The organism is Nitrosospira multiformis (genome assembly GCF_900110185.1).
GTDB lineage: Bacteria > Pseudomonadota > Gammaproteobacteria > Burkholderiales > Nitrosomonadaceae > Nitrosospira > Nitrosospira multiformis_A.
In genome coordinates this window covers 113,242-127,740 of the sequence record NZ_FOCT01000003.1, presented here as the reverse complement: position 1 = coordinate 127,740, position 14,499 = coordinate 113,242, and the positions used below count along the sequence as shown (strand labels likewise).

At 54.5% G+C, this 14,499-nt stretch carries 10 protein-coding genes and 1 tRNA gene; 3 read left to right on the top strand and 8 right to left on the bottom strand.

Annotation, left to right across the window (positions count from 1 at the left end):
- Entirely contained in the window at positions 1-1,152 is a 1,152-nt protein-coding gene (locus tag BMY01_RS04630) for an NYN domain-containing protein (protein ID WP_074744766.1), read from the top strand.
- A gap of 111 nt (positions 1,153-1,263) precedes the next feature.
- Here BMY01_RS04630 and BMY01_RS04625 read toward each other — a convergent pair whose 3' ends face one another.
- Together BMY01_RS04625 and BMY01_RS04620 are read right to left on the bottom strand one after the other, a co-directional pair.
- Entirely contained in the window at positions 1,264-1,851 is a 588-nt protein-coding gene (locus tag BMY01_RS04625; RefSeq protein ID WP_074744764.1) for a BON domain-containing protein, read from the bottom strand.
- 261 nt (positions 1,852-2,112) lie between these two features.
- The gene (locus BMY01_RS04620) at positions 2,113-5,061 is read right to left on the bottom strand and encodes a PAS domain S-box protein (RefSeq protein ID WP_074744762.1); all 2,949 of its coding nucleotides are present in this window, start codon (positions 5,059-5,061) and stop codon (positions 2,113-2,115) included.
- A gap of 728 nt (positions 5,062-5,789) precedes the next feature.
- On the opposite strand from BMY01_RS04620, the gene BMY01_RS04610 reads away from it, so the two are divergent.
- Complete coding sequence (locus tag BMY01_RS04610; RefSeq protein ID WP_074744760.1) at positions 5,790-7,406, top strand: dihydroxyacetone kinase subunit DhaK; 1,617 nt, start codon at positions 5,790-5,792, stop codon at positions 7,404-7,406.
- An 847-nt stretch (positions 7,407-8,253) separates the two neighbouring features.
- Here the strand turns inward: BMY01_RS04610 and BMY01_RS04605 are convergent.
- A tRNA-Ser gene (locus BMY01_RS04605) sits at positions 8,254-8,341 on the bottom strand.
- A gap of 177 nt (positions 8,342-8,518) precedes the next feature.
- Here BMY01_RS04605 and BMY01_RS04600 point away from each other — a divergent pair.
- A complete protein-coding gene (locus BMY01_RS04600) occupies positions 8,519-9,214 on the top strand; it encodes a Bax inhibitor-1/YccA family protein (protein WP_074744758.1) in 696 nt (231 codons plus the stop codon).
- A 113-nt stretch (positions 9,215-9,327) separates the two neighbouring features.
- On the opposite strand, the gene rlmD is transcribed toward BMY01_RS04600, so the two are convergent.
- The 5 genes from rlmD to BMY01_RS04575 form a co-directional block, all read right to left on the bottom strand.
- Entirely contained in the window at positions 9,328-10,647 is a 1,320-nt protein-coding gene (gene rlmD / locus BMY01_RS04595) for a 23S rRNA (uracil(1939)-C(5))-methyltransferase RlmD (protein ID WP_074744756.1), read from the bottom strand.
- Positions 10,648-10,770: 123 nt separating this feature from the next.
- Positions 10,771-11,574: a 3'-5' exonuclease gene (locus tag BMY01_RS04590; RefSeq protein ID WP_074744754.1), complete on the bottom strand. Its 804-nt coding sequence runs from the start codon at positions 11,572-11,574 to the stop codon at positions 10,771-10,773.
- A gap of 58 nt (positions 11,575-11,632) precedes the next feature.
- Complete coding sequence (locus BMY01_RS04585; protein ID WP_074744752.1) at positions 11,633-12,055, bottom strand: YdbL family probable chaperone protein; 423 nt, start codon at positions 12,053-12,055, stop codon at positions 11,633-11,635.
- A 26-nt stretch (positions 12,056-12,081) separates the two neighbouring features.
- Complete coding sequence (locus BMY01_RS04580; protein ID WP_074744750.1) at positions 12,082-12,297, bottom strand: hypothetical protein; 216 nt, start codon at positions 12,295-12,297, stop codon at positions 12,082-12,084.
- Complete coding sequence (locus BMY01_RS04575; protein ID WP_074744748.1) at positions 12,294-14,387, bottom strand: intermembrane phospholipid transport YdbH family protein; 2,094 nt, start codon at positions 14,385-14,387, stop codon at positions 12,294-12,296. Before BMY01_RS04575 ends, BMY01_RS04580 begins: the two co-directional genes overlap by 4 nt.
- Positions 14,388-14,499: the final 112 nt, after the last annotated feature.

Sequence of the window (14,499 nt, the reverse complement as noted above, 5' to 3'; positions counted from 1 at the left end):
ATGGCTACACTTCAGGAAAATGTCAGCATGGCGGTATTTTGTGACTTTGAAAATGTCGCTCTTGGCGTGCGTGATGCGAAATACGAGAAGTTCGATATCAAGCCGGTGCTGGAGCGATTGTTGCTGAAGGGCAGCATTGTCATAAAAAAGGCTTATTGCGACTGGGATCGTTATAAAACCTTTAAAACTGCGTTGCACGAGGCAAATTTCGAGCTGATCGAAATTCCGCACATTCGTCAGTCCGGTAAAAACTCAGCCGACATCCGCCTAGTCGTGGATGCGCTCGATCTTTGTTATACGAAATCGCATGTGAACACGTTCGTCATTATCAGTGGCGATTCCGATTTCTCGCCACTCGTCTCCAAGTTGCGCGAGAACGCGAAACAAGTGATCGGTGTTGGAGTCAAGAAATCAACTTCAGACCTGCTGATAGCCAACTGCGATGAATTCATTTTTTATGACGATCTGGTACGGGAAATCCAGCGTACTGCCGCGAAACACGATACAGCGGAAGCACCCCCTGTGGTGAAACGTGGGCCTGCGGAGGAAAAACGCCCAGGAGAGGAACTCGAGGCACGCAAGGGCCAGGCAATCAACATGGCAGTAGAGACTTTCGACGCCCTGGTATCCGAGCGGGGCGACAGCGGAAAAATCTGGGCATCGACGCTCAAACAAGCGATCAAGCGCCGTAAACCTGGTTTTAACGAGTCTTATTATGGCTTTCGTGCTTTCGGTAATTTGCTTGAAGAGGCGCAAGCCAGAGGCCTGCTTGAATTGGGGCGTGACGAGAAATCGGGCACGTACGTTTATCGCAGCAGCAGTGCGGCGGCCGATAATGGCACAGCAATGGAAGCATCGCCGCCTGTTCCTGCTTCGCCTGAGATTGCGGCCCCATCACTGCCCCTCGAAGGCATCACCTCCCTGGATGAAACGCATGAGCAGAGAAAAAGCCGTCGAAAGACCGGGGAAAAGAAAGCAGATTTACTGCCAGCAACTCCTGTGCCCGGGACAGAAACCGCACACACTGCCGGTAATCCGGCAGATCAAACAGTGTCAGAAAAACCAGGAATCAAGGGAAGGAAAAAGCCAGCCGCACGTCGGTCACGCAAACCGGAAGCCGGGACAGAGAAGATCGACAAGAAGCCCGGTTAGTCTTTTCGCCTTCCCGTACGGAAGCTACGAATCCATCGTCATGATGCATTGAGCGCCCGCTCAAAGGGATCGTGCCGGACAGTATTCCAAGTCGATTAAAAAATTCAAGCGTCAATCCAGATACTCGAACACTTCGACAACTTTGCGGACGTCATCCGTGGATCTCGCAATCTTCACCGCGCTTTGTGCTTCCTCCCGATCCACCATTCCCATCAGATAAACCACCCCATCCTCGGTCACGACTTTGACGTGGTTGGCCTGGAATAGTCCCTCATTCACGAACTTCGCCTTGACCTTGGATGTAATCCAGGCATCATAACTGCGCGCGGTAAGCGGCTTGATCTCTCCTACGGCAATTTCATTGGTGACCTCACGCACGCCTTCCACGGCCTGCACGATGTCTCCAATCTCATTTTTAACCTTCGCGGATGCTGCCTGGCCGGTCAGCAGTACCCTACCATTGAAGCTCGTGACCTCCACGTGAACCTTGCGGCCAAATTTGTCCTTGATTCTCCCGTTGCTCTTGAATTCGATGCTCTCATCCTGCATCATGGTGCCGCTTGTACGCCTGTCCTCAGCTACCGCATATCCACTGCCCGCAGCCGCCCCCGTTACCGCCACCGCCGCGCAACCGGAGAGAAATGAAAGCGGAAGCAGGAAAAAAACAACTGCCAATAACTTCAAATTCAGGTTCTGCATATATTCCCTCGGAAAAAGTATCACAACCTCTACTTTATCTCCTTTTATCCCCTCCTGGGGTGCATCCTTCCACCCTTTTCTGCATCAAAAGCGATTGTCAACCGGGGCGAGCTATCGATAAATTGCTCCATCGTGAAAAGAGGTTCGGACGTAGAAGGGTTTAAGCAAGGATAGAAGGGCCTCATCCTTCCTGATTTGAGATGATCTGATTTGAGATGATCAGTAGGTCCCAAACAATTACCTGCACTACGAACGGATTCCTCAACTCTTGGTGGTTAATTCCTGATCTATTTCGCTGAGTAACCGCTGCAGCTTTTCTATCTCGACTGGCTTGGTAAGGTGATAATCGAATCCAGCAGTTCGCGCTCGTCGGCGGTCCTCTTCGGATCCCCATCCGGTCAAAGCTACCAGGATCAAGCCATTTATGTTCGAATCAGAACGGAGTTGTTGTGCAACTTCATACCCGCTCAGAACAGGAAGGCCAATGTCGAGGAATATTACGTCAGGTTGAAAGGTCTGAGCGGCCTTGAGGGCGTCCGGGCCAGTGTGAACCGTCTCTACCGTATGTCCAGACATCATGAGGAGCATAGTGAGTGTTTCAGCCCCATCCACATTGTCGTCCACCACAAGGATGCGACGGGGAACAGATAGGGTACAGAAGTCACCTGCCCCAGCAACTTGCCTCTTGATTATTTGCGTTGGGGGGAGGGGAAGACGGACAACGAACGTGCTGCCTTGCCCAAGGCCTTGGCTTTCCGCTGTGATGGATCCGTTGTGCATTTCTACAAGTCGCTTGACGAGGGCTAACCCGATGCCTAATCCTCCCTGTGAGCGATCCAGGGTTTTCCCGACCTGACTAAATAATTCAAATACCTCTGGCAGAGCCTCTGACGTAAGGCCGACTCCGTTATCCCGCACCCTGATGATTACTTCGCTGCCATCTCTCTCGGCAGACAACTCGATTTGTCCTCCTTTGGAAGTGTACTTCGCCGCGTTATTCAGGAGGTTACTCACTACCTGGGTCATACGCGTTGGATCGGCGTCAAGCAGGAGCAACTCTTTAGGATTCGAAATGAACAGCCTGTGCTGGTTTTCCTTAATAAGGGGCCGACTCAGTTCAAGAGCTGCATCCAGTACCGTGCGAATATCTACCCACTCCTTCTTGAGTTGGATCTTTCCGCTGGTAATGCGGGAAACGTCAAGCAGATCGTCGATTAGGTGGACCATATGTTCCACCTGTCGCTCCATGATCTCCCGAGTCCGCACCGTGGCCTCCATTGAAGGTGCCAGCTTGAGCACGGCAAGTCCGTTACGAACGGGGGCAAGAGGATTTCTCAGTTCATGAGCCAGCGTGGCGAGGAATTCATCCTTGCGTCGATCCTGCTTCCGCACTTGCTCATAAAGATAGGCGTTTTCGATCCCAGTAGAGGCAATCGCAGCAAGCTGCACCAGAATCGCCTCGTCCTCTTCGGTGAATTCGCCTTGAGCCTTGTCCGTGAGCTGGACCAAGCCGAGGTTTTTCCCCCCGTGGCCGATCAGCGGTACGGCAAGCCAGCCTCTCATGGGTGGATGATCTTTGGCATGCTTTCCAAACCCTTTCCACGCTGGATGGGCTTCCAGCTCTTGTTGAGTCATCCGCATCGGACGATTGGTACGGCATACTTCCATGTAAATGCCCGACCCGTCCGGCTTCTCTGAATAGGCATGGTAGTGGGCATACTTGTCCGACAGGGATACCGCTCTAATCGCCTGTGCCCAGTTTTCTGAAATAGTCACGGAAGTGACCGCTTGGTGAGCTCCAAGCATGGAGCGGGCTTCTTCAGTCAAAATCCGGGCAATGCTGTCCACCGACCACTCCAAGTTCATCGACTTGCTTGCATTGGCTACCCGTGCCAGAAGTGCAGCACGGCACTTCTCCGTTCCCAGGAGAACGGCCATCTCTTCTTCGGATTGCTTCCGCTCCGTGACATCCCGGTATGCGACGACTGCTCCGGCGGGTCGCCCATCGACCATTATCGGGGAAACAGAGTAGGTGACTGGTAATCGACTCCCATCCTTCCTCCAGAAGACATCGTCGTCCACACGCGCTGGCACACCCTCGCGCACAGCTAAGGCGACAGGGGACTCACTGACAGCGCGATGACCGCCGCCCGGATGTGTGTGGTGAATGATATCGTGCAGGTGCCGACCAACGAGTTCTCGGGCCTGGTAGCCAAGCATCGCTGCCCCAGCTGGATTCAGGTAGGTGCAGCGGAAATCTGGCCCCATTACGTAAAGACCATCACCGACGGATTCAAAGATAGCCCGCAAGTACTCTCGGCTTTCCTGAAGATCCTTCTCGACCTGCTTGCGGTCCGTGATATCGAGCAGGTTTCCGACATATCCGAGAAATTGGCCTTCGGGGGAGAAGCGAGGGCGGCCGGCGTCGATGATCCACCGATATACACCCTCGGCCCGCCGCAGGCGATACTCGAGGAAGAATTCTTCTCTCCGCTCGTTTGCGAAAAGGAAATTTTTGCTTGCTTCCTCCCGATCTTCCGGATGCACGGCATTGAGCCACCCGAAGCCCAGCCCTTCGTCCTCGTCTTGGCCAGTGAACTCGTACCACCCTTGAGAGAGGAAAGAGCAGAAACCGTCCGGCTCGGTCACCCAGAGCATGGCCGGAGCGGCGTTGGCAAAACCACGAAACCGCTCTTCGCTTTCCTGGAGGGCTTGCTCGGCCCGCTGCTGCTGGGCAACGACAGTCACTTGGTTGGAAGCGAGTTCCAGCAGCAGCCGATCATCCTCAGTTGGAAAGCCTGCTCGCTGCGAACCAGTGACTAACACATCACGCTCTTCCAAGCCGAACCGAGTGAGAGCCATTCGCAGAGTGTCCGTACCAAACGGATCAGGCACTATAGCCACGGGGATTGAAGCAGCATCGGTCAAGAGCGAAGTGAGCCAGTCCCGCACTTCGTAAATGCAGCGGTCTGCATCAGGACGATGCTTGCTGCATATAGCCTCCGTAAAGCCAGAGCTGTTGGGCTGGGCAAGGCGGATGTAGACCAAGTCAAGATCAAGAGTACTCGAGAGAACTTTAGCGAGTCTCTTGGCAATATCCTCCGGTTCTAAACCAGCCCACGCCTCCGACAGGGTCGAGAGAGCTACTAAATCCCGCATTGTTCGCCGCAAGCGGCGTAATGCATCATTATCGTTCTCAGCTACATCCATCGAGTTGTGGCTCCTGGTACACCTGCCGGCATATAGAGGGATTACTCATCAGTGGTTCGCGCCTGAGTTTCTTTAAGCATCTCCTCAGGAGGGACATAGAAAGGACCCTTCTGGATGCTTCTGATCAGCCCTGCTGCCTGCAGATTTGGGATTGGTCGCGTTTATGAGTAGCAGAAAGACTTCCTTTCGCTACACTTTTACATCCTGCCCTTTCAATTTTTTCAATATTTCCTCTTTCAACGGGATCGCTTTCAATGTATCTCGAGTTGTCGCGCAGTAGCCAAATACTTAGGTTGGGGAATGCCCCTCCCGGCACGCAATCCGCTACTCGGGCAGTCCACAGCTTTCCACAAGGCAAAAGGGAAAGCGGTTAATAGACCCGCCAGTACGCTGGCTTGCGCCGTAGCCTCACTAAATGGATTCGTCCAATAAATTGCCTTCCCTCGGCCTCTCCCGCTACCACATGGGACAGTTCTCCGTGTTGCCTGGAAGTTTTACTGCCCCATCGGTGCATAAGAACCCGTCGCCCAATAGATCAAGAACAAGCTCAACTTCATACCAACGCTGCGCCGTTTCTCAGCGGGCATGGACAAGACCTGTGGCCAAAAATCCGGCTCTGTTGCAAAAAATAAGAAACAGCTATATTTTAATTTTTAACTAAATATTTTTTAATAACTTTTAAATTCACTTTTTATCAAAAATCATTTTTTGCAACAGAGTCCGAAAACATGCCCCAGTTCATCAACACCAAAGAAAGCATCGTCACCGAAGCCGTCGATGGTCTGGTCGCGGCGTCTGGCGGTAAGCTGGCCCGGCTCGACGGCTATCCACATATACGGGTGGTCGTACGCAATGACTGGGACAAGTCCAAGGTCGCTTTGATCTCGGGAGGCGGATCGGGCCACGAACCGGCACATGCGGGTTTCGTCGGGGAAGGGATGCTGACGGCTGCGGTGTGCGGCGACATCTTCGCCTCGCCGACAGTCGACGCGGTACTGGCAGGCATCCTTGCCGTGACGGGATCGTCCGGCTGCCTGCTCATCGTCAAAAATTATACCGGTGACCGATTGAATTTCGGGCTGGCGGCCGAACGCGCTCGCCAGTTTGGCTTGAATGTCGAGATAGTCATCGTCGATGATGATGTGGCGTTGCCCGACTTGCCCCAAGCCCGCGGTGTCGCCGGCACGCTTTTCGTGCACAAGATAGCCGGGGCGTTGGCCGAGAATGGTACCGACTTGGCGCACGTCGCCGCGGCCGCGCGCAAGGTCGTGTCAAAGACAAAAAGCATCGGCATGTCGCTAAACACCTGCACCATCCCAGGTTCGCCAAAGGAGGATCGCATCCCGCCCGGCATGGCCGAGCTTGGGCTTGGCATCCACGGTGAAGCCGGGGTTGAACAGGTCGAGTTCAAGGACGCGAGCGAAGCTGTCGCTGCCATGGTCGAGCGCTTGGCAGCTGCAATGGAAGAAAAGCCGCATGTCGCTATGATCAACAATCTCGGCGGCACGTCGGTCATCGAGATGTCGATCATCCTCAACGAAATCCGGCGGTCAGCGATTGGCGAGCGGATAACCCACGTCATCGGGCCGGCGGCCATGATGACATCGCTCGACATGCATGGCTTCTCGATTTCGGCCTATCCTGCCGACGATGCCGAGATCGCCCTGCTCAAGCAGCACACGCCGCTGGCGGCATGGCCACGGGTCTCCCGGCTAGGCCAGATCGCGATTCAGGCGCTTCCGGACGGCCTGACGGCTGTCGTTCCGATGCCCTCGATGCACAAGCCGACCAGGGAGTTCCTGACCAGTTGCTGCGAGGTTCTGATCGCCGCCGAGAACGACCTCAACGCGCTCGACGCCAAGTCAGGCGATGGCGACACCGGCAGCACGCTAGCCGGCGCGGCACGCGCCCTGATCAGCGCGGTGGACCGATTGCCGCTTGCCGACCATACCCAGCTCTATCGAGCCATTAGCTTGGAGCTTTCCCAAACCATGGGAGGCTCGTGCGGTGTGCTCCTCGCGATCTTCTTCGCCGCAGCGGGCGATGCCGCCTCAAGCGGCTTGCCAATGCGCGAAGCGTTGCAGGCCGGGTTGCGGAGAATGCAGGAGATCGGCGGGGCACGTCCGGGTGACCGCACCATGGTCGATGCCCTTGCGCCAGCCCTTGATGCCCTGGAAGAGAGCCTGCCCGAGGCGGCGAAAGCCGCGCGTTCGGGTGCCGATCGCACTGCCCACATGAGCAAGGCGAATGCGGGCCGCGCTTCCTATATCAATGCCAAGCATTTGGTCGGTCACGCTGATCCAGGTGCTGAGGCGGTCGCGCGACTGTTTGAACACTTGGCCTAATTTTATTTATTTAGATTGTAAGCATCTATTTATAACAAATAATAATCTCATTATTTATCGACAGCCATCGATGCTGTGCATCGATTATTGCCGGTGTTTCTAACGGTATCGGATTTGGCTCAATTCATATGCGAGCCGGCAGGCTCTGCCAGTTGCAGTTATTCTGAGCCGAAAACGGCGTTAAATGCGAGCACAATCGTTTTCCATTGCAAGCCGTTAGCATAAGGACCCAGTCACCTAACAAATCACAAACAGGCTCAACCTCATACCAACGCTGTGCCGCTTCCCAACGTGCACGCGCCGCCATTCGTTAGGGGGAGCGTTGTGTGTGCCACAACAAACTACTCTCATCGGAGATGACATATATCTGTGTAATTGCGCAGCGAAAATTACACAATTCACAAGAATCAAAAAGAACTGAACCGTTTCACTTAACAGTTAAAATATTAACAATTCAATGTCTTAGCAACAATATAGATGTAATCAGATTATATGAATTGAATACTGTTAATCCATAAATCCATCAACACAAGCCTGCCTTCTTTCTTCTCATTCTTTCCGTTCGGCCCAGCAGATAACACCTACCTTGTAAATCACTCCTCTTTGATTAACCCCGTCCTCTCCGGTGAGAATAAACCCGCATTCATGGACGTTGTGTTCTCACCGGTAAATTAGCTAGGTGTGGAGCAGTTAGCTTCGAAAAAACCGGGAAACTACGGAAACCACATGAGAACGTGAGAAATGGCCTGAGTTAAATCAAACGCGTTGATTAACCGGCTAAAACTTGTGGTTTTAATGGGGGGTATAAATTCCACCTTACCTTAAAACCGCGTATTTACGCGATGGATGGCGGAAGAGGTGGGATTCGAACCCACGAATGGTTGCCCATTGCCGGTTTTCAAGACCGGTGCCTTCAACCGCTCGGCCACTCTTCCATTGACTCTCGGACTGCTGCCTTAAACCGCTCGGCCACGCCTCCGAAACTGCTTGCGAATCATACTCGTTTGGGGCCTGTTTTTCCAGCAATGCGCCCGCAATAACGACAGGATTGCAACTTTCCATAAAGATGAGTAGTCTTATGCGTGTAAAGTTTCGTCAACCAAGGAGACGTCATGCAACCTGAACTTCGATATTCCAGCCCGACTGTGCAAACCGGACTTGCAGTCGAGCGCAACAAGGTACTGCGCAATACCTATTGGATGCTTGGCCTGACCATGATTCCAACGGTGATCGGCGCGATGATCGGAATGAGCACCAACTTCGCGTTCCTCGCGCAAGCGCCTATCATGGGACCGCTGGTGATGCTGGCCATCATGATGGGATTGCTGTTTGGCGTGAGCGCCACCCGTAACAGCGTGGTGGGAATCGGATTGCTGTTCCTGTTTACTTTTGTGGCCGGATGGTGGCTAGGCCCGATGCTCCAATATGCGCTTCATTTCAAGAATGGCGCGCAAATCATCACAACCGCCGCCGCGGGAACAGGAGCGATCTTCTTCACGCTGGCCACCATCGCCACGGTGACGAAGAAGGATTTCGGCTTCATGCAGAATTTCCTGTTCGTGGGGCTGATACTCCTGATGATCGCGTCGATCGCCAACCTGTTCTTTGCCGTACCGGCAGCTTCCCTCGCCATTTCGGCAGTTGCAGTACTGCTGTTCTCCGGCTTCATTCTGTTTGATGTAAGCCGCATCGTGAACGGTGGAGAAACCAACTACGTGATGGCGACCATGGGTATCTACCTCAGCCTGTACAACCTCTTCACCAGCCTGCTGCACCTGCTGCTGGCTTTGTCCGGTGAGAAAGACTGACGCGCGAAGAGCGCCATAGGATAAATCTACAGGGTAAACCCGGCGAGCAAGCCAGGGGAATCCGGGAACACCTCCGGGGCGGCTGGAAACAGTCGCCCTTTTTCATACCTTTTTTATGTTTGCTCGCTGGCTTTCTCGAACAGCGCGATAGACTCGACATGTGCGGTATGCGGAAACATGTTGATGACACCTGTCGCCTTTAACGCATACCCATTCCTGTGCACCAGCACGCCTGCATCGCGAGCGAGTGTGGCGGGATTGCAGGAGACGTAAACGATGCGCCACGGCTTGAGCTGTTTCTCTTCGAGGGCGGTCACCACGGCAATAGCGCCCTCCCGCGGCGGATCGATCAGCATCTTGTCGAAATCCCCCTGCTCATGCATCCAGTTTTCATCGATTTCAAACAGGTTGGCTTCCATGAATCGCGTACTCCCCGCCAGCCCATTGCGTTCTGAATTTTGACGGGCGCGGGAGACGAGCGCCGCGCTGCCTTCATAGCCCACTACCTGCGCGCCCCGGCGAGCAATGGGAAGGGTGAAATTACCCAAGCCGCAAAACAGGTCCGCGATGCGTTCTCCCGTCCGGGGATCGAGCAGGTTGAGCGCTCGCCGCACCAGTATGCGATTGACCATCGGATTCACCTGGGTGAACTCAGTCGGATGAAACGGAATGGTTACATCGAATTCCGGCAGCGTATAACTCAGTTCCGGCGCGTCTTCGGGATAGAAAGGATAAGCTGTTTGAGGACCACCGGTTTGCAGAAAAAGCTGAACATGATGCTGATCGGCAAAAGCCTTGAGCAAGGTTTCATCCTGCGCGGTCAGGGGTTCGAGAATGCGCAGGACCAGTACATCCACGTCCTCGCCCAGTGAAACTTCAATCTGCGGCAGACGCTCGCGGATGGACAAGTTTTCCACCAGCTTTCGTAATGGCATGATGAGCGCGGAAATACGCGGCGGCATGATCCTGCAGGCCTGCATGTCGGCAATGAAGCTGCTGCGCTTTTCATGAAAACCGACCAGTACGCCGCCTTTTTTTGCCACATAGCGGACGGATAACCGTGCCCGGTAGCGGTAACCCCAGGGTGATCCATAAACCGCCGGCAATATCAGTTCGGGTGCGACCTTGCCGATGTGCTTGAGATTATCTTCGAGCACGCGCTGTTTTGCCGCCACCTGGGTGCGAACGTCCATATGCTGCATGCTGCAACCGCCGCAGATGCCGAAATGGCGGCATTCCGGCGTTACCCGCGAAAACGCAGGCTTGAGAATCTGATCGACCTGGGCAAGCTCGAAGCTCGGTTTTCTGCGATAGGCGTTATAGGTGACAACCTCTCCCGGCAGGGCGCCTTCAATGAAAATGACCTTGCCTTCAGCATGCGCAACACCCCGGCCTTCCTGATCCAGGGATTCGATAAGAACGGGAGCAGTCATATTCAAGCTGGCAGGTTCGAAATCGGGAACGGGTTCAGAAGGATTGGATATTCTACCCTCGGATGCTTTCCGGAATCTGCCGCACCTCCATGCAGGAGAATGAGCAGCCGCAGCAGCTGTCGATCAATCCAGAAATGAAGAAGCTTCGCTCAAACAGAACCACTGTTCGAGAAATTCCTGCCAATGCAGCTCGGAAGACTTGCTCAGGGTGAAGCGAACCAGCTCGCATTCACGTTGATACTGTTCGTTGTTGAAGGTTCCGCGCATAAGCTGAAAGCGCAGGAACACAAGGTAGGTATTCACCACATCCGTTTCGCAATAGTTACGAATGGCGACAACCTCGCCTTTCTGGAAAGCACTCCAGACCTGGGAGCCATCCATCCCCGACTTCCCTGGAAAACCCATCAGCTTCGCCAGCTCGTCCAGCGGAACATTCGCCCGTGGCTGATACAGCGCCAGGATATCCATCAAATCGAGATGGCGCGTATGGTAGCGGCTGAGATAGTTGTTCCATTTGAAATCGCGGTCGTCATCGCCCATGTCCCAGTAGCGCCGAGCCTTCAGGCCGTGGATGAGGCTGCGGTAGTGGAGCACGGGCAAGTCGAAACCGCCTCCGTTCCATGAGACCAGCTGCGGACTATATTTCTCTATGCCGTCAAAGAAGCGCTGTATGAGTTCGGCTTCGGAATCCGCGGCGCTCCCCAAAGACCATATGCGGAATTCATCCTTGTCGCGCAGCGCGCAGGAAATTGCCGCTACTCTTTGCAGGTGCAGGGGAAGAAAATCGCTTCCGACCGCTAGGCGGCGCGACTGAAACGCCATCTCGGCGATATCGACGGCTGGAAGCTCGTGGGGAAGATTGTAGAGCCTGCGCAATCCCTCTGTATCGGGAACAGTCTCGATGTCGAAAACCAGTACGGGAGTCACGCTAGACGTTCAAATAAATCCTGCGCATCTGTTTTTGAGTGTATCCGGCAATCAGACTTTATTTCTTGACCCATCCGCCGTCCACACCCTGATACCACCAACCGCTCCGCGCCAGTTCGATCCAGCGTTGGCCGAACGTGGAATGAATATCCGTTTCCCATTCCGGGTGACTATTGGCGCGGGCAATCTCGCGATAAAGCGCGTTTCTGTCCTGATTTTCCGCTGCGATCAATCCGTTCACCGACTGCCGTGCCGCCAGCGGCACCGCGTTGGCGTCCCGCATGACAATGAGGCCGTCACGCGTGAGACCTATTGCTCCACTTGAATAATACGACTCCAGCTGGCTATGGCGTTGCTGCATGCTCCGCTTGATGCTTGCTATCGCAGGAGTATCGATTTCGATATTGACCTGTGTATGCCCGGCAAGCGGCGCCAATGACAGCAACATCAGCAGCACTGCCCGGAAAATCGAACTGACCATGATATCTGCCTTTACTGTTATGGCTGCTACTCTACCGCAGGTTGAGAAGAAGAAGGAGGAGGTGAAACGGGCTCCGTCTTCTCACCCCCTTCTGGTTTCTTGAGTTGCCATACTTCTTCTATTATCTTGTCTGCTGCTTTTTCGGCTGCAGCGGCAGGGAAATAAATATTGATGGTGACGCAGGCGGTTGACACCGCGCTGACCAGGGTCAGCGAAGCTGCCTGGAACAAAAGATTCTTCATTGTTTATCCTGTTGAAGGACAGGCTTGGCATTGCCGTCCGTAATCCGTTGAAGACGACTTACCAATTCCCGCCAGTCCACCCTGCGATTATAACCTATCACGGTGATCGCCGGGATTCCGCCCCCCTTGACGATCAGATATCCGTGCGGCAAGGGTTCCGATTCTATCCCCCCCATATTGCAGACGCCATTGCGCAATGTACAGCTCCACGCGATTTGCGAATAGCCGAATTCATCGAAGACATGCAGGAAACTGCGCTGGATTGCGGCGGCAGCGCCCAATCCACCCAGTGATGAAATGCTTTGCACCGCCCGCTGGCTGATGCGACGGCTGTAATCGCCCGGGCTGCTCATGAGGCGAGCATCGAATTTCACTGGCTTCCAGTCGAAAAGCTCGAGATCACGCACCGCCACATCTATGCGGCCTTCCATATTGCCAAATGAGAATGCGCCGGTGAGCAGGTCAAGATCGAGATTGCGCATGTCGACATCCGCCATAAGGGAGGGTGCGGAGCCGAATGGCTCCAGCGCTTTCAGATTCCACACCAGCACCGTGCCATCAAACACATTGAAAAGCAGTGCACCCTGCACTTCAATAGCGGAGCCGTCGAATGTTACCTTGGGGATTTTTCCAGAAAGGGTGCCGCGCATCGGCTGAATCCCGAGCGCGCGGGTGAGTTGCTCCATGGATATGGACGAGAGGTCGCTGCTGAACTGCCAATGCCAGCCTGGAAGCGACCCCTGCGCTTGCCTGATGGCGCTGAAGTCCTCCAGGGTCAGTTTGCCGTCAAGCAAGGGGACTTCCATTCGGGGTATGCGAAAATCCGGTTCATTTAATCCGGTTATCTCCAGGGGGATATGAACCGGACCCACGGGTAATCGGCTTACGTGACCGCCCCCTACCGTAATGGCCGCATGCGTCGGTGCATCTGCGCGCAGGGGGATGTGCGTATTGATATCGCGCAGCGCAAAACGCCCGCCCTCGTCCTCCAGCGATACGTCACGCAGATCGACATCGAGCATTTCGCTCACACCATTCCGGAATCGCCACTTTACTCCCGCCTGTCCAGCGGTCTTCAATGTGGAAAAAGAAGTATTGACCAGAAAAGGTTTTACGATCTGGCTGTACAACCCCCCCATTTCGAGATCAGGCGCGTCGAGGTCGAAATTGTGCAGCGTGCCGGCGCCCCAGCCCATGCTGCCGGACAGATCGATCTCCCCGATCTTCGCCAGGGAAAGTTTTCCCGTATGGAGACGAAGGATGCCGTCATCGAGTTCGCCACGCCCGCTGAAACGATGACCCTGGGCAGCGAAATAGAGCGGTTGCCAGAACACTTCTCCTTGCTGCCACTGGGTATCCGCCTGCCACTCCCATAACCGGGTGTTCTGCGAGGGAATCTGTGCAGGCTTGCGTTTGGCCCTTGCGTCGACGGTAACACTGATATTCTCGCCCGCATGCAAACCGCTGACATCACTAAAGGCCACGCCCTCCACCGCCAAATGGGCATCGATGTCAGCAGGTCCGTCGAGGTCAGCCCGCAGTTTCGCTGCACCATTGATTTTCCCTTTCGTGGATGAAGGCAGGATGGCATTCTCACTGACCGGCAGCAATTGTACGATCTGCGCGACCTCTCCGTTAGCTGCGGCAAGCGTACCTTCCCAACCTGCTCTTCCCGTGCGAAGCGACAGCTTCCACCCGTCGCCCATCTTGCCTGCGCTGTTTCTGATTCTCACATCCAGGATTTTTACGTCGGGAGTTCTGTCTGGAACAGACAAACGAAATGACACAGGCAGTGGCGCGGACTCCGCCAACCTCAGCGCACCGCTATCACAGTTGATCTCCTCCCTGCTGGTGCGAAATCGATCACAAGAAAAATGCAGGTTATGCCAGATCTTTCCCTGTATCGCCACCTCGGACAGCTTCATCCCCAGCGAAGACGCCGGAGGAGCACCAGCGAGGGTGATCTGCATCCCCTTGATATTGGAAAAGGGGCCGCGAATATCCTCTGCAGAAAAGGTAAGAGACGCAGCCTGCGCGGATACCACTGCGGGGAAGAACGCTGCCAGTATCCTGATGAGGAATTTTGTCATTTGCAGACCAGGCACAAGTTGTGCTGGTTGGGATTGCAGGATGGATGGAGGGAAGCGTAACCCATCGAATTACACGATGGGTTGCGGCTTCAGCCTGCACCCTTCTATCATA